The sequence below is a fragment of the Streptomyces sp. MGP-P1 genome, from assembly GCF_057766565.1.
This window is the reverse complement of the sequence record NZ_JBYMEM010000007.1, coordinates 2,047,693-2,070,727: the sequence shown is the minus strand read 5'-3', so window position 1 is coordinate 2,070,727 and position 23,035 is coordinate 2,047,693. Positions and strand designations below refer to the sequence as shown.

Annotated in this window: 17 protein-coding genes and 1 pseudogene; 5 read left to right on the top strand and 13 right to left on the bottom strand. The window is 69.2% G+C overall.

Annotated features, from left to right (window positions below; genetic code table 11):
• The first annotated feature begins 95 nt into the window (after window positions 1–95).
• Window positions 96–2,260 (top strand): annotated as a pseudogene (gene helR, locus AC3CH1_RS30825) (RNA polymerase recycling motor ATPase HelR).
• Between the two features lie 31 nt (window positions 2,261–2,291).
• On the opposite strand, the gene AC3CH1_RS30820 reads toward helR, so the two are convergent.
• From AC3CH1_RS30820 to AC3CH1_RS30810, 3 genes are all read right to left on the bottom strand, one after another.
• Window positions 2,292–3,263, bottom strand: a complete 972-nt coding sequence (locus tag AC3CH1_RS30820) for an aldo/keto reductase (protein ID WP_488465880.1) — start codon at window positions 3,261–3,263, stop codon at window positions 2,292–2,294.
• Window positions 3,264–3,371: 108 nt separating this feature from the next.
• Entirely contained in the window at window positions 3,372–4,799 is a 1,428-nt protein-coding gene (gene argH, locus AC3CH1_RS30815; RefSeq protein WP_488465879.1) for an argininosuccinate lyase, read from the bottom strand.
• A gap of 134 nt (window positions 4,800–4,933) precedes the next feature.
• The gene (locus tag AC3CH1_RS30810) at window positions 4,934–6,130 is read right to left on the bottom strand and encodes an argininosuccinate synthase (protein ID WP_488465878.1); all 1,197 of its coding nucleotides are present in this window, start codon (window positions 6,128–6,130) and stop codon (window positions 4,934–4,936) included.
• Window positions 6,131–6,324: 194 nt separating this feature from the next.
• On the opposite strand from AC3CH1_RS30810, the gene AC3CH1_RS30805 reads away from it, so the two are divergent.
• Together AC3CH1_RS30805 and AC3CH1_RS30800 are read left to right on the top strand one after the other, a co-directional pair.
• Entirely contained in the window at window positions 6,325–6,924 is a 600-nt protein-coding gene (locus AC3CH1_RS30805; protein ID WP_488465877.1) for a pyridoxamine 5'-phosphate oxidase family protein, read from the top strand.
• An 84-nt stretch (window positions 6,925–7,008) separates the two neighbouring features.
• Entirely contained in the window at window positions 7,009–7,716 is a 708-nt protein-coding gene (locus AC3CH1_RS30800; RefSeq protein ID WP_488465876.1) for a L,D-transpeptidase family protein, read from the top strand.
• 10 nt (window positions 7,717–7,726) lie between these two features.
• Here AC3CH1_RS30800 and AC3CH1_RS30795 read toward each other — a convergent pair whose 3' ends face one another.
• The 10 genes from AC3CH1_RS30795 to AC3CH1_RS30750 form a co-directional block, all read right to left on the bottom strand.
• Window positions 7,727–8,263, bottom strand: coding sequence for an arginine repressor (locus AC3CH1_RS30795; protein WP_006123291.1), 537 nt, complete (start codon window positions 8,261–8,263; stop codon window positions 7,727–7,729).
• 25 nt (window positions 8,264–8,288) lie between these two features.
• A complete protein-coding gene (locus AC3CH1_RS30790; protein ID WP_488465875.1) occupies window positions 8,289–9,518 on the bottom strand; it encodes an acetylornithine transaminase in 1,230 nt (409 codons plus the stop codon).
• Window positions 9,515–10,444 carry an acetylglutamate kinase gene (gene argB, locus AC3CH1_RS30785; RefSeq protein ID WP_488465874.1) on the bottom strand — a complete coding sequence of 310 codons (930 nt, stop codon included), beginning with the start codon at window positions 10,442–10,444 and terminating at the stop codon, window positions 9,515–9,517. Before argB ends, AC3CH1_RS30790 begins: the two co-directional genes overlap by 4 nt.
• Window positions 10,441–11,595 (bottom strand): bifunctional glutamate N-acetyltransferase/amino-acid acetyltransferase ArgJ, encoded by a 1,155-nt coding sequence (gene argJ / locus AC3CH1_RS30780; protein ID WP_488465873.1) that lies wholly within the window; start codon window positions 11,593–11,595, stop codon window positions 10,441–10,443. Before argJ ends, argB begins: the two co-directional genes overlap by 4 nt.
• Complete coding sequence (gene argC, locus AC3CH1_RS30775; RefSeq protein WP_488465872.1) at window positions 11,592–12,620, bottom strand: N-acetyl-gamma-glutamyl-phosphate reductase; 1,029 nt, start codon at window positions 12,618–12,620, stop codon at window positions 11,592–11,594. Before argC ends, argJ begins: the two co-directional genes overlap by 4 nt.
• A gap of 186 nt (window positions 12,621–12,806) precedes the next feature.
• On the bottom strand, window positions 12,807–14,657 hold the full coding sequence (locus AC3CH1_RS30770) for a TniQ family protein (RefSeq protein WP_488465871.1): 1,851 nt from the start codon (window positions 14,655–14,657) through the stop codon (window positions 12,807–12,809).
• A 14-nt stretch (window positions 14,658–14,671) separates the two neighbouring features.
• Complete coding sequence (locus tag AC3CH1_RS30765; RefSeq protein WP_488465870.1) at window positions 14,672–15,955, bottom strand: TniB family NTP-binding protein; 1,284 nt, start codon at window positions 15,953–15,955, stop codon at window positions 14,672–14,674.
• Window positions 15,952–18,258, bottom strand: coding sequence for a transposase (locus tag AC3CH1_RS30760; protein ID WP_488465869.1), 2,307 nt, complete (start codon window positions 18,256–18,258; stop codon window positions 15,952–15,954). The genes AC3CH1_RS30765 and AC3CH1_RS30760 overlap by 4 nt, the downstream gene beginning before the upstream one ends.
• Entirely contained in the window at window positions 18,258–18,899 is a 642-nt protein-coding gene (locus AC3CH1_RS30755) for a TnsA-like heteromeric transposase endonuclease subunit (protein WP_488465868.1), read from the bottom strand. Before AC3CH1_RS30755 ends, AC3CH1_RS30760 begins: the two co-directional genes overlap by 1 nt.
• A 684-nt stretch (window positions 18,900–19,583) precedes the next feature.
• A complete protein-coding gene (locus AC3CH1_RS30750) occupies window positions 19,584–20,300 on the bottom strand; it encodes a hypothetical protein (RefSeq protein WP_488465867.1) in 717 nt (238 codons plus the stop codon).
• A gap of 183 nt (window positions 20,301–20,483) precedes the next feature.
• Between AC3CH1_RS30750 and AC3CH1_RS30745 the strand changes: the two genes are divergently transcribed.
• Window positions 20,484–21,292, top strand: a protein-coding gene (locus tag AC3CH1_RS30745) for an IS5 family transposase (protein WP_488460925.1) whose coding sequence is annotated in 2 segments (ribosomal slippage) — window positions 20,484–20,832 and window positions 20,832–21,292 — 810 coding nt in all. Because the reading frame shifts where the segments join, the coding sequence is not laid out codon by codon here.
• 547 nt (window positions 21,293–21,839) lie between these two features.
• Window positions 21,840–22,685: a hypothetical protein gene (locus tag AC3CH1_RS30740; protein ID WP_488465866.1), complete on the top strand. Its 846-nt coding sequence runs from the start codon at window positions 21,840–21,842 to the stop codon at window positions 22,683–22,685.
• Window positions 22,686–23,035: the final 350 nt, after the last annotated feature.

Sequence of the window (23,035 nt, the reverse complement as noted above, 5' to 3'; positions counted from 1 at the left end):
CCTTGCCGCAAGACCCCCCATATGCCGCAGAATCGTCGGCCGTAGCCGGGACGGTACGCCGCCCCCCGTACGCACCGCAGATCGGAACCGATGCCGTGACACCCCTGACCGCCAGCGCGTTCGACCTCCCCGACCGCCTCTCCTCCAAGGCCGACCCGGCGCTGATCGCCGATGACGAGCAGCACTTCGCGGCCGTCGCCCACTGCCTGGAACAGTCGATCGCCGAACTGACCGACCGGCTCGCGGCCGAACGCAGGGCGCCCGGGGGAGCGAGCCGGCAGGCGATGGACCGGGATGTGGAGATCCACCGGCTGACCGGCCGGCTGCGCGCCCTGCGGAGGTTCGGCCTCGACCTGTGCCTCGGGCACATGGTCGCCGCGGACGGCTCCGGACCGCTGTACGTGGGACGGCTCGGGCTGACCGACAGCACGGGCCACCGGCTGCTGCTCGACTGGCGCTCCCCCGCCGCCGAGCCGTTCTTCGGGGCCACCCACGCCGATCCGATGGGCCTGGCGAGCCGCCGCCGCTACCGCTGGACCGGCGGCCGGATCAGCGACTACTGGGACGAGGTGTTCGCACCGGAGGGCTTCGCCGGTCACGCCGCGCTGGATGACCAGTCCGCGTTCATCGCCAGTCTGGGCGGCAACCGGTCGGCCCGGATGCGCGATGTCCTGGGCACCATCCAGGCCGACCAGGACGCCATCATCCGGGCGGGCTCCCGGGGCGCGCTCGTCGTCGACGGCGGGCCCGGCACCGGGAAGACCGTCGTCGCGCTGCACCGCTCCGCCTACCTCCTCTACTCCGACCCGCGCCTGGGCCACCGCCGCGGTGGCGTGCTGTTCGTCGGGCCGCACGAGCCCTATCTGGGGTACGTCGCCGATGTCCTGCCCAGCCTCGGGGAGGAGGGCGTGCAGACGTGCACCCTGCGGGACCTGGTCGTCGAGGGAGCGGGGCGGGCGCCGAGACCGACCCGGAGGTGGCTCGGCTGAAGGCGTCGGCGGAACTGGTGAAGGCGGTCGAGCCGGCCGTGCGGTTCTACGAGGAGCCGCCCACCACGGGCGTACGGGTCCAGACGCACTGGTCCGACATCTGGCTGGGCGCCGCCGACTGGGCCTCGGCGTTCGGGGCGGCGGACCCGGGCACACCCCACAACGAGGCGCGTGAGGAGATCTGGGAGGAGCTGCTCACGATCCTCGTGGACAAGCACGACGGCGACGCACCGGAGGAACAGCTGCGTGCCTCGCTGCGGCGCGACCGGGAGCTGTTCGCCCTCTTCGACCGCGCCTGGCCGCTGGTCGAGGCGGCCGACCTGGTCGGCGACCTCTGGTCCGTACCCGCCTATCTGCGTAAGTGCGCCCCCTGGCTGACCTCGGAGGAGGTCGGGCGGTTGCAGCGCCCGGACGCCCACGCCTGGACGGTGTCCGACCTGCCTCTCCTCGACGCGGCACGGCAGCGGCTCGGCGACCCGGAGGCGTCCCGGCGCAGACGTCGTCACGAGGCGGCGGCCGCCGCCGAACGCGAGCAGATGGACCAGGTTGTCGAGAGTCTGCTCGCCGACGAGACCCTGGCCGACGCGGACGCGGACGGCGAGGGCGCGCTGGTGATGCTGCGCGGGGCGGATCTCCGGGAGTCCCTGGCCACCGCCGACCGGCCGAGCGGCACCGAACCCGACCTGCTGGCCGGGCCGTTCGCGCACATCGTCGTGGACGAGGCGCAGGAACTGACCGACGCCCAGTGGCAGATGCTGCTCCAGCGGTGCCCGTCGCGGAGTTTCACCGTCGTCGGGGACCGTGCGCAGGCCCGGCACGGGTTCACCGAGTCGTGGCGGGAGCGGCTGGAGCGGGTCGGGCTCGACCGGATCACCCTGGCCTCCCTGACCGTCAACTACCGGACTCCGCGGGAGATCATGGCGGAGGCGGAGCCGGTGGTCCGGGCCGTGCTCCCCGACGCCAACGTGCCGGTCTCCGTCCGCAGCAGCGGCATCCCCGTCACGTACGGCCCCGTCGGGGAGCTGCCCACCGTCCTCGCCGAGTGGCTCGCCGCGCACGACGAGGGGATCGCCTGTGTCATCGGCGACCCCGCGTTCCGGGCGACGCCCCGCGTGCGGTCGCTGACCCCGGAGCTGTCGAAGGGCCTGGAGTTCGACCTGGTCGTCCTCGTCGACCCGGAGGACTTCGGTGTGGGCGTCGAGGGGGCGGTGGACCGCTATGTCGCGATGACGCGGGCCACCCGGGAACTCGTCGTCCTGACGAGCGCCTGAGACCGGCCGGGCCGGGCCTGTGGGCGGGCTTTCAGTGCCAGGGCAGTCCTGCCCGGTGGCGCCAGTAGGCCTCCGGCTCCTCGACCAGGGCGTCGAGGCCGGCCCGCTGCTCGTCGTCCAGGTCGACGACGGCGGCGTGCAGATTGCCGGAGAGCTGGCCCGCCGTGGCCGCGCCGGAGAGCACGACGTCCGCCCAGGGCTGGTGCAGGACCAGCGCGAGGGCGACCGCGTCGCCGCCCACGCCCGCGGCGGCGGCGATCTCCTGGAACACGGCGGGGGCCTCGTCCCCGGCGAGACGCCCGTTGGCCATGCCCTCCTTGACGATCACGGTGAGCCCGGCGTCGTGGGCCTCGGCGAGCGCGGGCGCGGCCGAGGTCTCCAGGGCGTTGTAGGTGGCCTGGACCGTACGGAAGAGGGGTTCGCCGTCGACCGTGACGGCGAGGGCGGCCCGGATCGCGTCGGCCTGGGCGGGCCCACTGGTGGAGAGGCCGACGGTGACGCCGTCGGCGGCCAGGGCGGCGAGGCGGCCGAGCAGTTCCTTGTCGGTGAGCGCGGGACTGTCCGGGGTGACCGAGTGGACCTGGTAGAGGCTGAGCCGGTCGCCGAGGAGGGCCCGGGTCTCGGCGTACTGGCGCTCGAAGGTGGCGAGGCTGTGGTCCTTGACCTCGTGTTCCTCGGCCTCGACGCTCCAGTCGGCGGTGTAGGTGTACCCCCACTTGCTGCCGACGACGAGGTCGGTGAACGAGGGCCGGGCGTCCAGCCACTCCCCCAGGAACTCCTCGGCTCGGCCGTAGGAGCGGGCGGTGTCGACGTACCGGACGCCCTGGGCGTAGGCGGCGTCCAGCAGTTCGTGGGTGCGGGCGCGCAGGGCGTCGGCGTCGCGGTCGGCGGGCAGGTCCCGGTCTCGGTGGAGATTGATGTAGCCGGGCCTCCCGACGGCGGCAAGGCCCAGCCCGATGTGGGCGGTCGGGGTCGTCGCGGCGGCCAGGGCGGCGAAGGGCATCGCGGGCTCCTCGGGTTCGGGTTTCGGTTACTCCTACCCCGGTGAGCGCGTGATGCCCTTCGCCCATCCGGTGCGGCGCGGCCCCCCGCGCGCACCCGATCGGCCTCCCTACTGGCGGGCGGTCGCCCAGGCGTGCTGGGCGGCCAGGTCTTCCTTCACCTCGGCGAGCTGTACGGCGACGGCGGAGGGGGCCGTTCCGCCCCGGCCGTCGCGGGAGGCGAGGGCGCCCCGCACGTTGAGCACCGTGCGGACCTCGGGGGTGAGGTGCTCGGAGATCTTGGCGAACTGCTCGTCGGTGAGCTGGTCGAGCTCGATGCCCTGCTGCTCGCACTCCTTGACGCAGGCGCCGGCCACCTCGTGTGCCACCCGGAACGGAACGCCCTGCTTGACCAGCCATTCCGCGATGTCGGTCGCGAGCGAGAAGCCCGCCGGGGCCAGCTCCTGCATGCGCTCGCGGTTGACCGTGAGGGTGGCCATCATCCCGGTGAAGGCGGGGAGCAGGACCTCCAGTTGGTCGCAGGAGTCGAAGACGGGCTCCTTGTCCTCCTGGAGGTCCCGGTTGTACGCGAGCGGGAGCGCCTTGAGCGTGGCGAGCAGGCCGGTCAGGTTGCCGATGAGGCGGCCGGACTTGCCCCGGGCCAGCTCCGCGATGTCCGGGTTCTTCTTCTGCGGCATGATCGAGGAGCCGGTGGAGAAGGCGTCGTGGAGGGTGACGAAGGAGAACTCCTTCGTGTTCCAGATGATGACCTCCTCCGCGATCCGGGAGAGGTTGACGCCGATCATCGCGGTGATGAAGGCGAACTCCGCGACGAAGTCCCGCGAGGCGGTGCCGTCGATGGAGTTGGCGACCGAGCCGTGCTCGAACCCGAGGTCGGCGGCGACCGCCTCCGGGTCGAGGCCGAGCGAGGATCCGGCGAGCGCCCCGGAGCCGTACGGGGAGACGGCGGTGCGCTCGTCCCACTGGCGCAGCCGCTCGGCGTCCCGGGACAGGGACTGGACGTGGGCGAGCACGTGGTGGGCGAAGAGCACGGGCTGGGCGTGCTGGAGGTGGGTGCGGCCCGGCATCGCGACGTCCGCGTGGGCCTCGGCGAGGCCGACCAGGGCGCTCTGGAGATCGGCGATCAGGCCGCCGATGGTCCGGGCGTGGTCGCGCAGGTACATCCGGAAGAGCGTGGCGATCTGGTCGTTCCGCGACCGCCCGGCCCGCAGCTTGCCGCCGAGGTCGGCGCCGAGGCGCTCCAGCAGCCCGCGCTCCAGCGCGGTGTGGACGTCCTCGTCGGCGACGGTCCCGGTGAACGAGCCGTCCGCGACGTCGGCTTCGAGCTGGTCGAGCCCTTCCCGCATCCGGGTCAGCTCGTCCTCGCTGAGCAGGCCCGCCTTGTTGAGCACGCGTGCGTGGGCTCGGGAGCCGGCGATGTCGTACGGGGCGAGCCGCCAGTCGAAGTGGACGGACGCGGACAGCTTGGCCAGCGCCTCGGCCGGTCCGTCGGCGAAACGCGCGCCCCAGAGCCGGACGTCACCGTTGTTGCTGCTCACTGCGTGCTCCTCAAAAAGGCTAGGGCAAAGGCCGGGGTGTAGGCCAAGGTGCGGATATGCGACCGCCTCCCTGCCGCGTGACGACGGGGAGGCGGCTGTACAACGAGAGAGGGTCGGGCGAGGTAAGCGTCAGGCTATGCCTGCAGATCACGCTTCGCCGCGATCTTGGAGGAGAGACCGAAGATCTCGATGAAGCCCTGCGCCTTGGACTGGTCGAAGGTGTCGCCCGAGTCGTAGGTGGCGAGGTTGAAGTCGTACAGCGACTCCTCGGACTTCCGGCCGGTGACGACGGCACGGCCGCCGTGCAGGGTCATCCGGATGTCGCCGGTGACGTGCTGGTTGGCCTCGTTGACGAAGCCGTCCAGGGCGCGCTTCAGCGGGGAGAACCACAGGCCGTCGTAGACCATCTCGCCCCAGCGCTGCTCGATCTGCCGCTTGTAGCGGGCCAGCTCGCGCTCGACGGTGACGTTCTCCAGCTCCTGGTGGGCGGTGATCAGCGCGATGGCGCCGGGCGCCTCGTACACCTCGCGGGACTTGATGCCCACGAGCCGGTCCTCGACGATGTCGATCCGGCCGACGCCCTGCGCGCCGGCCCGCTCGTTGAGCTGCTGGATCGCCTGGAGGACGGTGACGGGACGGCCGTCGATGGCTACGGGCACGCCCTCTTTGAAGGAGATGACGACCTCGTCGGCCTCGCGCTGGACCGCGGGGTCGTCGGTGTACTCGTAGATGTCCTCGATCGGCGCGTTCCAGATGTCCTCCAGGAAGCCCGTCTCGACGGCGCGCCCGAAGACGTTCTGGTCGATGGAGTACGGGGACTTCTTGGTGGTCGCGATCGGGAGGTTCTTCTCCTCGCAGAAGGCGATCGCCTTGTCCCGGGTCATCGCGTAGTCACGGACCGGGGCGATGCACTTCAGGTCGGGGCCGAGCGCGGAGATCCCGGCCTCGAAGCGGACCTGGTCGTTGCCCTTGCCGGTGCAGCCGTGGGCGACGATCCCGGCGCCGTGCTTGCGGGCGGCGGCGACGAGGTGCTTGACGATGGTCGGCCGGGAGAGGGCCGAGACCAGCGGGTAGCGGTCCATGTAGAGCGCGTTGGCCTTGATCGCCGGGAGGCAGTACTCATCGGCGAACTCGTCCTTGGCGTCCGCGACCTCCGCTTCGACGGCACCGCAGGCGAGCGCGCGCTTGCGGATGACGTCCAGGTCCTCGCCGCCCTGGCCGACGTCCACGGCGACGGCGATGACCTCGGCGCCCGTCTCCTCGGCGATCCAGCCGATGGCGACGGAGGTGTCCAGGCCGCCCGAGTAGGCGAGAACGACGCGCTCGGTCACGGGTTTCTCCTTACGGTGCAATCACTGATGGGCATAACTATGCAGTCCACCGTATTGTTTGTCAAAAGAGCAGGTCAGCGCAGCGCGCTCGGCCGCCCGGGCGCACGGAGGCGGTACGGGGAGAGGCGTCGCGTACCGGGTCCGGATGATGAAATGCCCTACTCATCGCCCGGATCGGGGGCGATGATCACCTCATGGGAAAAACGCACGAACGCATCGACGGACGGCTCAGAACCTTCATCGAGGAACAGCGCATCTTCTTCACGGCCACCGCCCCGCTGGACTCCGACGGCACGGTGAACCTCTCCCCCAAGGGCCTCACCGGTTCCTTCGCCGTCCTCGACGAGCGGACCGTCGCCTACCTGGACTTCGCCGGGAGCAACGCCGAGACCGTCGCCCACCTCCGGGAGAACGGCCGCATCACCCTGATGTGGTGCGCCTTCCAGGGGCCGCCGAACATCGTGCGCGTGCACGGCCGCGGCGAGCCGGTCTTCCGTGACGACCCCCGGTTCCCCGGGCTCCTCGCCCGCTTCTCCGGTGTCGACCCGGCCTCGCACGGACTGCGCGCGATCATCGTGGTGACCGCCGAACTGATCCGCGACACCTGCGGGTTCGGCGTGCCGTTCCTGAGCTACGACGAGGACCGCACGCTGCACGCGGACCGGTTCCGGCGCGACGACGACGAGAGCCTCAGCGCCTACTTCGCGAAGAAGGAGGACATCGCGACGAGCATCGACGGGCTGCCGGGCCTGCCGCTCCCGCTGCCACCCCTGCCGGCCGCGCTCCCGGAGTGAGCCCGCCCCGTCCGGAGTGAGCCGCTGGGCCGTACGGAGCAGGTCCGGTGGGGCGGGCCCGCCGGCCGCCGTACGGTCCGGAGCATGCGCAGACCAATCGTGACCGCCGCCGTACTCCTCGCCCTGGCCGGCTCGCTCGGGGCCGGGCCCGGCCGAACCGATGCCCCTCCCCTGCCGTACCGGCTGGCGGACACGGGCGGCGGCTCCCAGCTGATCACCGCCGAGGCCACGGACACCGGCTCCACGACGGGCACCGTGACCTGGTGGGAGCGGCGCGGGGGCCGGTGGGCGGAGGCCGGGTCGGCTCCCGCGCGGTTCGGGGGAGGCGGCCTGGCCGAGGGGGCGGCCCGGGAACAGGGCACCGGCACCACGCCCACCGGCCTGTACGACCTGCCGTACGCCTTCGGCACCGAGGACGCCCCGGCCGGCACGACGTATCCGTACCGCGAGGTCACCGAGGACTCCTGGTGGTGCCAGGACAACGACGCGCGCGCGTACAACCGCTGGGTGGAGCCACGTCCGGCGGACTGCCGGGCGGCGGAGGCCGAGCACCTGGTCTCCTACGGCACGCAGTACGCCCGCGCCCTGGTGATCGGCTTCAACTACGACCGTCCGGTACGGGGCAGGGGCGCGGGAATCTTCCTGCATGTGAACGGGCGCGGGGCGACGGCCGGGTGCGTCTCGGTCCCGGCCGACGCCATGGCGGAGATCCTCGCCTGGGCGGACCCGGAGCGCGAACCGCACATCGCGATCGGCACCTCCTGGGGCCCGACCGCGATCACGCGCTACTGAACGGGGCGGTTCAGCGGTCGTTCTGAGCGAGCCTCAGCAGGTGGTCGGCGAGCGCCTGGCCGCCGTTCGGGTCGCGGCTGATGAGCATCAGCGTGTCGTCGCCCGCGATGGTGCCGAGGATGTCGTGCAGTTCGGCCTGGTCGATGGCCGAGGCGAGGAACTGGGCCGCGCCCGGCGGGGTTCGCAGCACCACGAGGTTGGCCGAGGCCTCCGCCGAGATGAGCAGTTCGGCCGAGAGCCGGCGCATCCGCTCCTCCTTGGCCGAACCGCCCAGCGGGGCCTGCGGGGTGCGGAATCCGCCCTCGCTCGGCACCGCGTAGATCAGCTCGCCGCCGGTGTTGCGGATCTTCACCGCGCCCAGCTCGTCGAGGTCCCGGGAGAGCGTCGCCTGGGTGACGCTCAGCCCGTCGTCGGCGAGGAGCTTGGCCAGCTGGCTCTGCGAGCGGACCGGCTGCCGGTTCAGGATGTCCACGATCCGGCGGTGGCGGGCGGTGCGGGTCTGCGGCACGGACGGCCCGCCGTGCTCGGATTCCTGCGCCTCGGTCATCGTCGTCGCCTCATTCTCCGGAGGGTCATGCTCCGGATCGTCCGTCCCCGTATGCCGCGTCGAGAGCGCTCGGCAGGATCTCCAGGAACGCGTCCACCTCCGCGTCACCGATGATCAGCGGCGGCATGAGCCGTACGACATCGGGGGCGGGCGCGTTCACCAGGAGGCCGGCTCCCTGGGCCGCCTGCTGCACCTGCGGTGCGAGGGGTCCGGTGAGCACGATACCCAGCAGCAGGCCCGCGCCGCGGACGTGGGAGACCAGCGGGTGTCCCAGCGCCTCGACGCCGTCGCGGATCCTCTCCCCGAGCCGCTTGACGTCGGCGAGCACGCCGTCGGCCGCGAGGGTGTCGATGACGGCGAGTCCGGCGGCGCAGGCGACGGGGTTGCCGCCGAACGTCGTGCCGTGGTGCCCGGGCTGCAGCAGGTCGGCCGCCGGTCCGAAGGCGGCCGTCGCGCCGATCGGCAGTCCGCCGCCGAGGCCCTTGGCGAGGGTGACGATGTCCGGCTCGACTCCTTGGTGGGCCTGGTGCTCGAACCACTGGCCGCAGCGGCCGATACCGGTCTGGACCTCGTCCAGGACGAGCAGGGTGCCGGTCGCCCGGGTGATCTCCCGGGCGGCCTCCAGATAGCCCTTGGGTGGGACGACCACGCCGTTCTCGCCCTGCATCGGTTCGATGATGACCAGCGCGGTGTCGGTGGTCACCGCCGCCCGCAGCGCGGCGACGTCCCCGTACGGAACGTGGGTGACGTCACCGGGGAGCGGGCGGAAGGGCTCCTGCTTCCCGGGCTGGCCGGTGAGGGCGAGCGCGCCCATCGTCCGGCCGTGGAAGCCGCCGTCGGTGGCGACCATGTGGGGGCGCCCGGTGAGCCGGCCGATCTTGAAGGCGGCCTCGTTGGCCTCCGCGCCGGAGTTGGCGAAGAAGACCCGCCCCTGACGGCCGAAGAGCTGGAGCAGCCGCTCGGCGAGCGCGATGGGCGGCTCGGCGATGAACAGGTTCGACACGTGACCGAGGGAGGCGATCTGGGTGGAGACGGCCTCGACGACGGCGGGGTGGGCGTGGCCGAGGGCGTTCACCGCGATACCGCCGACGAAGTCGAGGTAGCGGGTGCCTTCCGCGTCCCAGACGTAGGCGCCCTCGCCGCGGACGAGCGGCAGCCGGGGCGTGCCGTAGTTGTCCATCAGTGCGCCCTGCCACCGCCGGGTGAGTCCCGCGGTCTCCGTGCCGGTCTCTGTGCCGGTCTCCGTGCCAGTCATGATTCCCCCTGTCCAGGCCCTGTGTGTACGTCGATGGGGGCGTCGGGCACGACCATCGTGCCGATGCCCTCGTCGGTGAAGATCTCCAGCAGGATCGAGTGCTGGACGCGGCCGTCGATGACGCGGGCGGTCTCGACGCCGTTGCGTACCGCGTGCAGACAGCCCTGCATCTTGGGGACCATGCCGCTGGACAGCTCGGGCAGCAGCTTCTCCAGCTGGCTCGCGGTGAGCCGGCTGATGACGTCGTCGCTGTTGGGCCAGTCCTCGTACAGGCCCTCGACGTCGGTGAGGACCATCAGCGTCTCGGCGTTCAGCGCGGCGGCGAGTGCGGCGGCCGCGGTGTCGGCGTTGACGTTGTAGACGTGGTGGTCGTCGGCGGAGCGGGCGATGGAGGAGATGACCGGGATGCGGCCGTCGTCCAGCAGCGCCTGGATGGCCCCGGTGTCGATGGCGGTGATCTCGCCGACCCGGCCGATGTCGACGAGCTCGCCGTCGATGGTGGGCCGGTGCTGGGTGGCGGTGATGGTGTGGGCGTCCTCACCGGTCATGCCGACGGCGAGGGGCCCGTGCTGGTTGAGGAGGCCGACCAGCTCACGTTGGACCTGTCCGGCGAGCACCATCCGGACGACGTCCATCGCCTCGGGGGTGGTGACGCGCAGCCCGGCCTTGAACTCGCTGACCAGGCCCTGCTTGTCGAGCTGGGCGCTGATCTGCGGGCCGCCGCCGTGCACGACGACGGGCTTGAGGCCGGCGTGCCGCAGGAAGACGACGTCCTGGGCGAAGGCGGCCTTCAGGCCCTCGTCGATCATGGCGTTGCCGCCGAACTTGATGACGACGGTCCTGCCGTGGTGCCGGGTCAGCCAGGGCAGCGCCTCGATGAGGATCTGCGCCTTCGGGAGTGCGGTGTGCTTCCGCGCTGTGGTCATGAGCTGTACGCGCTGTTCTCGTGGACGTACTCCGCGGTGAGGTCGTTGGCCCAGATGACGGCCGACTCGGCGCCGGCGGCGAGGTCGGCGGTGATCCTGACCTCCCGGTAGCGCATGTCGACGCGTTCGCGGTCCTCGCCCACGCTGCCGTTCTTGCAGACCCAGACGTCGTTGATGGCGACGTTGAGCCGGTCCGGCTCGAAGGCGGCCCGCGTGGTGCCGATCGCGGAGAGGACCCGGCCCCAGTTGGGGTCCTCGCCGTGGATGGCGCACTTGAGGAGGTTGTTGCGGGCGATGGACCGGCCGACCTCGACGGCGTCGTCCTCGGTGGCCGCGTTGATCACCTCGATCCGGATGTCCTTGGACGCGCCCTCGGCGTCGCCGATGAGCTGCCGGGCCAGGTCCGCGCAGACGGCCCGTACGGCTTCGGCGAACTCGCCCTGTCCCGGGGTGATGCCGCTGGCGCCGGAGGCCAGCAGCAGCACGGTGTCGTTGGTGGACATGCAGCCGTCGGAGTCGACCCGGTCGAAGGTGGTCCGGGTGGCCTCGCGCAGGGCGGCGTCCAGCGCGGGGCTCTCGACGTCCGCGTCGGTGGTGAGGACGACGAGCATGGTGGCCAGGCCCGGGGCGAGCATGCCCGCGCCCTTGGCCATGCCGCCGACGGTCCAGCCCTCGCCGCCCGCGACGGCCGTCTTGTGCACGGTGTCGGTGGTCTTGATGGCGATGGCGGCCTTCTCACCGCCGTGTTCGCTGAGCGCGGCGGCTGCCTGCTCGATGCCGGGGAGCAGCTTGTCCATGGGGAGCGGCAGGCCGATGAGCCCGGTGGAGGCGACGGCGATCTCGCCCGCGCTGTGGCCCTTCAGCACTTCCGCGGCCTTCTCGGCGGTGGCGTGGGTGTCCTGGAAGCCCTGGGGCCCCGTGCAGGCGTTGGCGCCACCGGAGTTGAGGACGACGGCGGTGACCTCGCCGCCCTTGAGCACCTGCTCCGACCAGAGCACCGGGGCGGCCTTGACGCGGTTGGAGGTGAAGACGCCCGCGGCGGCGCGACGCGGCCCGTTGTTGACCACGAGGGCCAGGTCCGGGTTGCCGCTCTCCTTGATTCCCGCGGCGATGCCCGCCGCGACGAACCCCTGTGCTGCCGTGACGCTCACGGTGCCACTCCGATCGTCGAAAGACCTGTGTCCTCGGGGAGTCCGAGGGCGATGTTCATGCTCTGGAGGGCGCCGCCCGCGGTGCCCTTGGCGAGGTTGTCGATGGCGCTGATCACGATGATCCGCCCGGCCGCCGCGTCGTACGCGACCTGGAGCTGGACGGCGTTGGAGCCGTACACCGCGGCGGTGGCGGGCCACTGCCCCTCGGGCAGCAGGTCCACGAACGGCTCGTCCGCGAACGCCTTCTCGTACGCCGCCCGCAGGGTCTGGGCGCTGACGCCGGGCCTCGCCTTCGCGCTGCACGTGGCCAAGATGCCGCGGGGCATGGGCGCGAGGGTGGGCGTGAACGAGACGGTGACCGGCTCACCGGCGGCGGCGCTGAGGTTCTGGATCATCTCCGGCGTGTGGCGGTGCCCGCCGCCGACGCCGTACGGGGTCATGTTGCCCATCACCTCGGAGCCGAGCAGATGCGGCTTGGCCGCCTTGCCCGCACCCGAGGTGCCGGACGCGGCGACGATCACGGCCTCCGGCTCGGCGAGGCCGGCCTCGTACGCCGGGAAGAGCGCGAGCGACACGGCGGTCGGGTAGCACCCGGGCACGGCGATGCGCCGGGTCCCGGCGAGCGCGGCCCGCCCGCCCGGCAGCTCGGGCAGCCCGTACGGCCAGGTCCCGGCGTGCGGGGACCCGTAGAACGTCTCCCAGTCACCGGCTTCCTTCAGCCGGAAGTCGGCCCCCATGTCGACGACGAGGACCTCCGGCCCCAACTGTTCGGCGACGGCGGCTGACTGGCCGTGCGGAAGCGCCAGGAAGACGACGTCGTGCCCGGCGAGCGCCTCGGCGGTGGTGGGCTCCAGCACCCTGTCGGCGAGGGGCCTCAGGTGCGGCTGGAGCGAGCCGAGCGTCTGCCCGGCGTTGGAGTGCCCGGTGAGGGCGCCGATCTCGACGTCCGGGTGCGCCAGCAGAAGACGGAGCAACTCCCCGCCGGCGTAGCCGCTCGCCCCTGCCACTGCTGCTCGTACCACCATCGGTAACCCTCCTGATCGATGGCATGACTATACGCATCGACGCACTTTTATGCAACGATGTACCGGCTGCGGGCAGCGGCCCGGTGTGACCGAGATTCCTAGTTGGCACATCGCGGTCTGAGCCGCGCAGGTCAGGCCAGCTTGGAGAATTCTTGTTGGCACATCTTGAGTGGGATAGTTGGCACATCAAGGACACGGATGCTTGCTGTGTGTGAGTGTCGGGGGGTTGGTGATCTGGTCAGCGTCTGAGTCGATGTCCCGGGCAAGTTGTTGGGCGTACTCAGCCAGAGTTTGACGCAATGCAGCGTAATGACTCATCGGATCGGGACGAGCGAGCTGGAACCATGTTGTGTTCCGACGCCGAGCCCATTGCTGCGCGACTTCGGGAGGCTGTGCGGCTTCGAGCGGCCGCGGAGCGAAGAGGTGCTCGCCCTGTGTGACGAGGGTCCAGACATAGACGGATGCCGTTTGACGTTTTCGATCGCCGAGGTCGATCCGGGTGGCATGGAGGGGCCGATGTAGGCCCTGGACCAGTGCATTCCAAGTGTCGGGGCTGAGTACCCACTCGTGAAGAGTCTGTCGCCTGCGCCGGTAGTCAATCGGCGGTTGGCGTGGTGAGTGCAGTTCTGTGGCGAGTGCGCGGAGAGCCCTGTCGAACTCAACAGGGTTGCAGCCACTCCTCAGTGACCACCGAGCATCACGTCCGGAGAAGCAGGCTGTCTGGACGAGCGGGATCTCGAGGAATTTTGCGGCGTCATCGAGGGATCCACCCATGGCCCACTGGACGAGTCGGGCGGCGGCGGTCCTCCGTACGAGCCTGGATGCAGAGCCCCCGGTACTGGCCAGGTGGCGCTGATACCAGTCCGACTCTAGGAATGCCGGGATGTGCTCAGGCCGGTAGCCGTTTTGGAGGGGGGTTCCTCTGCGCACCCGGCGGAACAGCCGCGTCCCAGGATCGGCTGCCTGGCGGAGCCGCTCAGAGCAGTCGCTCTCGTGCCGGTCATAGACAACGACCCATGGTGTTCGGCTTCGAGGCTGGTTGGAGGCGGTGAAGGCAGCGTGTGTGAGATCTGCCAGAAGGGCAGGGAAATCGTGCCTTGAAAGCAGCCGATCTGCGGCCATCAGCAGGGCTCCGCAGGTAACGGGGTCGCGCGGTGGCGTGTCGCGTACCCATTGGTAGTAGTGCCTTCCGCTCTCACCGCCGTGCAGGTTCCGCGAATAGGAGTCGATTCGCTCTGAGGTGTCGGCGTCGAAGAGGTGACAGCTCTGCGGCCAGGTCGTACTGATCAGCGCGGCTGCCAGCCGGAGGTCGGTGAAGTATTCGGATGCGTCCTTGGCTGGAGTCGACAACGCCAGTCGGGACAGGAGAGATCGTTGGAAACGGAGGACGTCGGCAGTCGGTTGTGGCCGACCAATGTGGGCAAATGCGGCACGGTGGTCGAGTCGGCCGGCGCAAGCGTAGGACTTCCTCTTCGGCGTCTGGGCGTCGATCGTCCACCGGCATTGCGCTGGATGCAGAGTGTGGTCGTTGACGCGCTGAATCAGCCGCCCTGGTCTGCCGTGCGGCTGGCCGCAGTGCGGACAGTTGGCCTCTAGGTAAGTCTGATGCTCGACGCAGGCGAAGACGACGGGCAGATGCCAGAGTTTGCGCCAGGCCCCACCGTGCAGCCGTTGGGCTGGGGTGCCGTTGCCTGCCAAGCAGGAGGGGCAAAACCGTGGCCAGCCGAAGTAGAGCCATGTGTCGGGCATCATCCGTCCCGGGTTGGTCATGGACCGGGCGATCGGCGGATATCGATCTCGCCACTGCGTCAGCGTCAGCGCCGAGACTTCCCCGGCTGTCTGCTTCGTCAGCAGGGCGAACGCTTGGGCCTGTGGCGGGGAGAGGTTCAGCAGCACAATGTTGGAGACGCGATTGGTCCAGCCCGCCGCACGGATTAGGTGCAGGGGCGAGAGGTCGAGGCGGTGCCCTAGCCGAAGCAGGTAGCCGACCAGGGATTCTCCCGCCACGGGTTCGAGGCTCCGGGGTAGCGGATGCATCACGGCCCTACTCCTCACGACCTTGTGTATGCGGTCGGGCCGTGGTCATCGAAGACGGTATTCCGGGGCCGCTTCGTCCGCGCGGTCTTCTTGTCAGCGGCCGGCGGGTCGGCCGGGATCACGGGCTCGTCCGGCGCTTGCTCGGGCGCGTCCCGTCGGAGCACGATCTCGTCCAGGAGGTTCTCGTCGATCAGCTCCTTCTGGGACTCCATGGCCTCTTGAGCACCGTCTTCGAGCAGGCGTCCCAGCAGGCCGATGACACCGCCGGTTCGGCGCATCAGGTACTCCGGCATGGTGCCGCCAGTGAGCATGCCCGCCTGCGCGTTGAAGAGCCGCAGGTGTTGCTCGATTCCCTCCAGGTGATTGACGAAGGCCTGGATCTGCTCCGGGGTCGTGTAGCGGAAGCGGTCGATCTCGATGAGTTCGAAGCGGTGCTCGGTCTGAGTGATCTCCAAGCCGTGGATGCGGGTCGACTCCAGCGGCGGCATTTCCCACTGCCGGGTCTTCTTGTTCCACGTGGCCTCGCGAAGCAGTCCGGTGCCGGGGATGTTGACGCCGGTCAGGATCAGGGTGACGTCCAGGCTCATGAAGGCCCGGATCAGGTCGAGGACGTCCTGGTCGTCGGCTCGGTGCATGCGCAGCCGGCTGATGTCGTCCAGGATCAGCGCTTTGACGCCGTGGTCGTGGAGGGAGTCGGTGACTTGCCGTACCAGTTCCGGCAACGTGGCCGACTTGCGGGTCTGGGCCCGGAAGAAGGCCAGGATCGATGCGCAAAGGCTCTTAGGGGTCGCGGTCACCGGGGTTGAGACGTAGACGACCGGCGCATGAAGGTCCCGAGTGCCCTGAATGGCCCCGGGGTTGAGGTGGCTGTGCAGTTCCAGCCACTGGTCTTCGAAGACGGCCCCGGCTGAGATGATAGACGCGGTTTTGCCGTAGTTGCCCCAGCCGCTGATCATGACGCCGGCGCGGGTCGGATCGTTCTTCTTCCTCGTGTTGCCGCTCAACCGGCGTCGGATCAGCCTGCCGACCTTGTCGTGCATGGGGGTGTCCTGCAGCGGGAGGTTCGCGTTCGTCAGCTCTCGGTAGAGGTCGTAGTCGTACTGGCGGCTCTCGGGAAGCATTGACCACTGTTTCGGCGGGATGACGGTGGCAGGGACGAGGAGATCGCAGTGGGTGCGGTAGTACTGCCAGCCGGCGTAGGTGTCGAGGGACGGGCGGCTGCTCAGGATCAACTCGGCGATCCTGGCTCGTGAAGGCAGGCCCTCCACCGAATTGTCGTGATAGAGAGCTTGGGTCACGTGTCGTCCTCCCGGACCGTTGTGTCGGCTTCCGAGTCGTCGGGAGGCGGAAGCCGGAACATGCGGCGCCGGTTTAGGGCTGCGTGCAGCGTCGCCGGTGCGACAGGCATGGTGCCGGCAAGTGCTTCTTCGCGTCGTCGGCGCCGGTCGGTGTCGACGACGTGGTCGATCGTGCGGGCGTGCTCGGCCCAGGCCACGGGCATCTCCGCCTGGACCTGCTCGTTTGCGGGTGTCGGTGTCGGTGTCGGTGTCGGTGCGGCGAGGCGGTCGGCCGCAGCGGCCTGTGCTCGGGTGATCTCGCGGGCCTGGGCGACGCGCCGCTTCTTTCCGGCCTTCTTCTTGGCCTGGCTAGGCCACTGGTCAACGGGGGTGACCGAGCCGAGGATCCCCAGTAGGTGCTTCAGGAGCTCGCTCTCGGAGTGGATCCTGATGTTGTTCGCCTTCACGTGCGCCAGAAGGGCGCCTGCGATCTTGTCCGAGAAGGCGGGGATCTCGCCGTCGGGAGGCAGCCCTCGCCAGCGCAGGATGTGCCAGGTCTCATGGTCGGCGTCGTCCTGGAGGAACACCTGTCGGCGGTCCCTTCGGTCGCTGCGGACCACCCATTGGCGTGCGTGTTTGCCGCCTCGGGTGGAGGGCTGCTGGAACCGCGGATCGTCAAGGATCGGGTCGTGATACCAAAGCCCGAGGATCTTCACACCGCGACGCGGATGGATCTTCACGTGGTGCTTGCGCAGGACCTTGTAGTAGAAGTTCGGCTCGGGGAAGTCCAGGTCGAATCCACCCTGTTCCATCGCCGCGGCGAACAGCGTGTTGGGGCTGTGATCCTCGCCCGGCGCCCAACTCGGGGCGTATTCGCCGAGTTTGCGATTCTGCCAGATCTGGACGATCCAGGTCGCGATGATGTGCTCGGCCTGTGCGAGCGTGAGGCTCGCATCGCGTTCCGGGTCGGCCCCGCGGTCCGCGACGTCACCGCCGGTGAAACCCAGCAGGTGCTCGAAGAGCATGGTCTGGACGGTGAGGAACTGGCGCTCGACCGCGAACTTGTCGGTCTGGCGCAGGACACGGGCAGGAAGGATCCGGCAGCCGATCTCCCGCTCGGCTTCCACCAGGTCGTGGTTCTTGTAGGGGCCGCCGTGGTCGGTGGTGACCGTCTCCGGCGCGAAAAACGGCAGGGCGGCGACCCTATGCCCGGTGAACTCGGCGATCACGTCGGCCGGAGCCCCGGCGTAGGGCCACTCCATGTCCTCGCCCCACCCGTCCCGCATCGGAAGCGGCAGCATCACGTCCCGCAGCAGCATCGCGACATCGACCGAGGTGTCGGACTGCAGCGTCAGCCGGAAGGCTGGCAGCCCGTGCGTGTAGAGATCGAGCGCGAGGGTGAGCGTCGCGGTGACCGCATCACCGAAGACGGTCTCGCGCAGCTTCACCGGCATCGGCGTCGAGTCCAGCACCAGAACCTGGCCCGGCCGATGGACCACCACCCGGCCGGAGACCCCGGCCTCTGCGGCGGCCTCAGCCGTTCGCCCGTAACGAGGCCGGGCTCCGCCGGGCCCGAACCACTCCTCCCAGACCGTCGCGAACGTCCAGCGGGAAGGGATTCTCTCCGTCGGGAAGGCTGGGAACCGCTCGCGCATGTACTGGTGCATCAACCGGTGCCTGGCAGCCAGGCTCAGGCCAGCGCGTTCGCGGCACTCGGCTTTGACCGCGAAGATCGCCTCCCGGACCTCCTCGGTGATGCTGCGGTGCCCGCTGCGTCGCCGTGTCCAGCGCCCGTCCGCGCAGGCCAGCAGGAGACTGTCGCCGGACAGTCCCGACAGACGCATCAGTGTCCGGTAGCTGAGATGCTGCAGGCCGAGCCGGACCGCCTCCGGACGGAACAACGCCTCCATCTCCGCAGCCTTCAAGCGGCGGCGCTCGGTCAGCGTCGTGCTGTCCGGGTCGTAGGCAGGCCGGGGCTCACCCGGCAGGGCCCGAGCCGGGTGGCCCTCCCGGAACCCCGTCTCGGCTTCCAGCACGTGCGCAGCCCGCAGCCGGGCCCGCTCCAGCTGGTCCTTTGTCAGGTCAGCCAGGGTCCTCGGCTGCTGGGCGACTGGCGACGGGGGCCCCGACGCTTCGGCCTTCGGCAGGAGCCGCAGGTCGGGATGGTTGATGAGCCAGCGGAACGAGCGGGTCTCCGTGCGGCCGTCGTCGTCCGTGAGGACGAGCCGGCCGAACTGACCGTGGACGGCTTCGATCGTCCACTCGATGCCGTTGAGCGCGACCCGCCTGCCCGGTGCGATCTGCAAGAAGCCCCTGACTGCCATCACACCGCCCAGATCAGCGAGCTGTCCCGCAAAGGACTGCCCAGGTCAACGCCGAGCTCGCGGTGCCAGAGCCGCCGGACGATGTTCGCCCGGCCAACGGCAGGCACGCTGGTCGAGTCCGCTAGCTCGCAGAACGTCATAATCCGTCCCGGCTGACCGCCGACAGCGGTGAGCAGCTGGTCTCGCATGCCAAGCAGGTCCCTCGCCGGCCGTCGGCGAGAAGACAGGTGATCAAGGACGCTCCAGACATGCGGACGCCAGCCCGCGATCACCGAGTACCGCCAGCCGCAGGCGGCCGCCACTTCCCTGGCCGCCGCGAACTTCAGTGCGTCCTCTTTCTTGATCAGCTTCATCGGCCGGACGTCCAGCAGCCACATCCCGCCGTCGATCACAGCCAGGAAGTCCGGGATGTGCCAGGCATGTCCGCCCACATGCTCGAAATCCAGCCGGAACGGCTGCGACAGAACCTCCGATGCCCTCAAGAAGTCCAGCGCGACCAGCAGGCGCATCTCTTCCAGCGACTCGAAGCCGTGTTGCCTGCCTGTTGAGGCCATCACTTCCAGGCCGGGGCGATGCCGCTGCTTCGCCCGCCATGTGAACCCCCGCATCGGACGTGACGACAGCACCGGCACGTGCGCCATGTCTCGGATCGGCCAACAGACTTCGCCAGCACCCACCCGCCATGACGAACTCCACCGACGAGGCCAGTCGTCATCGAGCCGTAGCCGATCCCGCTCGGTGATATCCCCGTCGTACTCAATGGCCAACTGGTCAAGGTGGCTTGACTCCGATGGGATCACTGCCCTCGTTGTGCCGCCCATTTACCCATGGCAGCACCCTCTGCCCAGAGATGGCGACCCTTCTTTGGAATTGACCACAATTTGGCTTGGAGCGTCGAATGTTTTCGAACCAATGTGCTCACTTCTTCGCTTGTCCGATCGCGAAATTACATAGAGCGGAGCCAGGGACTGCCCTGCAGCCATCGCAAAGGGCCTTGATCCAGGTGCCGTGTTGGTCGCCGTGGAGCGGGCGCGTCCGAGCTCACCACAGGCTTCGCAGGTCTTCTCCGCTTCGAGTTCCGCGGCTTCGGCGAGGCGGCCGGCGGTATCGGCCCAGGTGTCGTCGAACTCGCCGTCGTCGCCCCGGCCCGTGACGTACTCCTCGACAGTGGCTTTTTCGAAAGTTCGGCCCTCGGCCCCTTCGACCCCTCGCGGGTCTCAGGCGGCAGGCCCGTGACCAGGTGGTTTCCCGGTCCGGTCCTGCCGCGTAAGCGGTGTAGCCCGGTGGTGCTAGAGACCATCGCCCACCGGGCTACGCCCGAAGGGTCAGCTCTCGTCGTCGTCCGAGATCGTCACCAGGGAGTGCGGCGCGGTCTTGAGTGCGCAGTCCCGGATGTGTTCGGGCAGGGCGCCGAAGGCCTGCGGGTCGTCGGGATAGTTGTTGTAGAGCACGGCGAGGAACGCTTCCGGGGTGTCCTCGCGGTCCGGCTCTGCCCATCCGGTGCGCTCTGCGATGCGGCGCCCGATGTGATGGCTGATGCCGGAGTGCTGCCTGCCGTCGGCCGTCTCGTTCCTGCCGATCAGGCCGTCTAGGTGCTCCTTGGCCTTCGGGGTGACGAACGCCTCGACGTCTCTATAGGTGTGGGCCTGGACGTAGGTGCGGATCCGGTCGGGGGAAATGTGGTTGTCCTGCAGGTGCGCCACGGTCGTGCCGATCATCAGATGGAAGTGCTCCAGAGCGTCGGTCAGCCGGTACAGCGCGATCCGTGCCCATGCCGCGTAAGTGTCGGCGTGATAGGCGTGCATCAGCACGTCGCAGAAATAGCGGTTAATCTCGCTGATGTGGTGGCGCACGAGCAACGGGAGTTCCGCGGGCATCGGATTGTCCGCCTTGAGCTTGTCGGACACGAACTCCTCGTGCTCGACGCGGCCAAGGTGCTCCAGACGTTCACGCCGGACGTCGGCGAGATGCGCAGCATACGGGCGGCCGTCCGCCTCGCGGCGGGCCTTCGCCGCCTGCTTGTCACGGTGGTTGGGGTTCATAACGCTCGTGTCCCTTCGTGGCGCGCACATCGTCCCGTGACCTGGTGCGCGTCAAGGTACGAGCCAGCACCGGTGATCTGCGTCGCTGCCCTGCCACTTTCGGCGTTTGATCGTGTGTCCCGCTCACGGGGCAGGACGCACTAAGAAGCCATCTCATTTGGGCGACTCGGTATTCTGTGAGTCATGGTGGGGATCGTTGAGCGGTTGGTGCCGGACGAGTTGTGGGAGTTGTTCCAGCGGGTGGTGCCGGAGGCGCCGTCGCGGCCGCAGGGCGGTGGCCGGCGCCGGCACGGCGACCGGGAAGTGCTGGCGGCGATCGTCTTCGTGGCGACATCGGGTTGTACCTGGCAGCAGCTGCCTTCGGCGTCGTTCGGCCCGTCCGGCGCGACCGCCCACCGGCGGTTCTCGGAGTGGTCGAAGGCCAGGGTGTGGGCCAAGCTCCACCGCCTGGTCCTCGACGAACTGGGTGCCCGCGGCGAGCTGGACTGGTCGCGGTGCGCGATCGACTCGGTGAACATGCGAGCCCTGAAAAGGGGGACCTGACAGGTCCGAATCCTGTCGACCGGGGCAAGTACGGCTCGAAAATCCACCTGATCACGGAAAGGTCGGGTCTGCCCATATCCGTCGGCATCTCCGGCGCCAACCTGCACGACAGCCAGGCCCTGATCCCCCTCGTGAAGGGCATCCCGCCAATCCGCTCGCGCCGCGGCCGGCGACGGCGCAAGCCCGCCAAACTCCACGCCGACAAGGGCTACGACTACGCCCACCTGCGGCAATGGTTACGCGAACGCGGCATCACCCACCGCATCGCCCGCAAGGGAGTCGAGTCCTCGCAACGGCTGGGCCGCCATCGCTGGACCGTGGAGCGCACCATGGCCTGGCTCGCCGGCTGCCGCCGCCTCCACCGACGCTACGAACGCAAAGCCGACCACTTCCTAGCCTTCACCAGCATCGCCTGCACCCTCATCTGCTACCGCAGACTCACCAAATGAGATGGCGTCTAAAGCCGGGGCCGACGCAGACGGCGGCCCACGCTGAGCAACGAGCCAGAGTTCCTGGTGTCACGCCCGTGCAGCAAGAGAGAGTTCTGCCGACGACATGACGACGCGTCCAATCGGATACGGGCGGCGCGGTTTCGAATGTCGGACACCGATCCGCGCAGTAAGGCGGCGTAGCGTCCCGCTCGACGCAGCCGCGGAGAGCGGCTGCCGGTCGTAGGACGGACGCCAAGGGTTCAAAGAACTTGTCACGACGTGTCCGGCAGCCTTGAACTGTCTGGCGCGGCCGGTCGCGCCGCCGCCCTACCCGTAAGGCTCGCCAACTGGTCTAGGGTCGGCCCGTGTCACAGAGCGCCGATCAGAACGAGATACCAGAGTTTCCCTCCCAGTGGGACCGCGACCAAGCGCTCACCCAGGACCGATGCTTCCTGTGCGGGGCCGACCTTGTCAGAGGCCGGACCGACGAGCATGTCTTCCCCAGTGGCTGCTGCGGCGGTGCGACCTGTGGAACGAGAAGATCACGCTGCTCAACGGCACCTTGATGCCGTACAAGCAGATGAAGATTCCCTGCTGCAGCACCTGCAACAACGAACATTTGTCGCGCATCGAACAAGCCGTGGGCGACGCCTTCGCCGAGGGCCCCGAAGCGGTTGCGGCCCTGGACGCCACCACCCTGTTCTTGTGGATGGGCAAGATCTACTACGGCCTCATGTTCCGGGAACTATCGCTCCTCACTGACCGGCGTGACCCGCAGGTTGGCTCCATCGTCTCGCCCGAATTCCTGACCACCTTCCGCATGCACCACCTGCTGCTGCAGGCGGCTCGCGGCGCCGTACGCTGGCAAACAGATCAGCATCCGGCCTCCGTGTTCGTTTTCCAGGCGCAGGAGCCCACCGACCCGCGCCACCGCTTCGACTATGTGGACATCATCAACTTCCCGTTCTTCGCCATCAGAGTCGGAGCGACCGCCGTCGTCGCCGTGCTCCAGGACTGGGGCGCGCTCGCCCAGGCTGTGACCGTTCCAGCTTTCGAGGCGGCCCAACAACTCGTGCTCCACCCGCAGCAGTTCCGTGAGGTGGCTGCCCTGGCCGCCTACATGACTACCCTGTTCAACCGCGTCCCCAAGCATCTTCTGTATGCAGGTGAGAACTACCTCGATGTCATGACGCTGCCCCTCCAGGGCATGTCCACCAAGTTTGTCTTCGATCCCTTCGATGTGGGCGACTACGCACAGGTTCTGTCCTATGTCACGGGTCATCCCCTCGAGAAGCTGTATGACGGACGCAACATCGTCACCCTCCTGCGGGACGGGGACAACCAGCCGTGGGCCGTTCCATGGCCTGCCGACGAACGCCAGTACCCCGACATCCGGTTCATGCAGCGCTGATCTGCACAGCAATTCCCGCAGGCCGACAGGAGCAGCTCACGGCATGCGACCTGCACCCAAGCCCCAAGCCGCGGTCTGCATCGGGAGCGTCAACGTCGTGCCGGCGCAGGCAAGGGAACGGATCTCGCCGGCGGCGCGGAGGTCGTCTGCCCGGCGGCGGAGCGAGGGGGCACGGTGGGGCCTTCGGCGCTGTCCGGCAGGCTGGAGCACCACATGATGCGGATCAAGAACGATCATGAAGGGCGAAGCGGGTGCGCCGCACCCTCTGCCGGCGCCACGGAGCATCCGGGATGTGTCCTGCACCCGGTCCAGTCCTCCACGGACCGGTACACCGACGCTGCAACTGCGCG

What these genes read in the sequence shown, in the direction of transcription:
- AC3CH1_RS30795 (WP_006123291.1), bottom strand. Translation starts at nt 8,263, where the DNA reads ATGACCGAGGCGCAGGAATCCGAGCACGGCGGGCCGTCCGTGCCGCAG.
- AC3CH1_RS30820 (WP_488465880.1), bottom strand. Translation starts at nt 3,263, where the DNA reads ATGCCCTTCGCCGCCCTGGCCGCCGCGACGACCCCGACCGCCCACATC.
- AC3CH1_RS30740 (WP_488465866.1), top strand. Translation starts at nt 21,840, where the DNA reads ATGCCGTACAAGCAGATGAAGATTCCCTGCTGCAGCACCTGCAACAAC.
- AC3CH1_RS30790 (WP_488465875.1), bottom strand. Translation starts at nt 9,518, where the DNA reads ATGACTGGCACGGAGACCGGCACAGAGACCGGCACGGAGACCGCGGGA.
- AC3CH1_RS30755 (WP_488465868.1), bottom strand. Translation starts at nt 18,899, where the DNA reads ATGGCGCACGTGCCGGTGCTGTCGTCACGTCCGATGCGGGGGTTCACA.
- argB (WP_488465874.1), bottom strand. Translation starts at nt 10,444, where the DNA reads ATGACCACAGCGCGGAAGCACACCGCACTCCCGAAGGCGCAGATCCTC.
- AC3CH1_RS30750 (WP_488465867.1), bottom strand. Translation starts at nt 20,300, where the DNA reads ATGAACCCCAACCACCGTGACAAGCAGGCGGCGAAGGCCCGCCGCGAG.
- AC3CH1_RS30760 (WP_488465869.1), bottom strand. Translation starts at nt 18,258, where the DNA reads ATGGCAGTCAGGGGCTTCTTGCAGATCGCACCGGGCAGGCGGGTCGCG.
- AC3CH1_RS30805 (WP_488465877.1), top strand. Translation starts at nt 6,325, where the DNA reads ATGGGAAAAACGCACGAACGCATCGACGGACGGCTCAGAACCTTCATC.
- argC (WP_488465872.1), bottom strand. Translation starts at nt 12,620, where the DNA reads ATGGTGGTACGAGCAGCAGTGGCAGGGGCGAGCGGCTACGCCGGCGGG.
- AC3CH1_RS30800 (WP_488465876.1), top strand. Translation starts at nt 7,009, where the DNA reads ATGCGCAGACCAATCGTGACCGCCGCCGTACTCCTCGCCCTGGCCGGC.
- AC3CH1_RS30770 (WP_488465871.1), bottom strand. Translation starts at nt 14,657, where the DNA reads ATGCATCCGCTACCCCGGAGCCTCGAACCCGTGGCGGGAGAATCCCTG.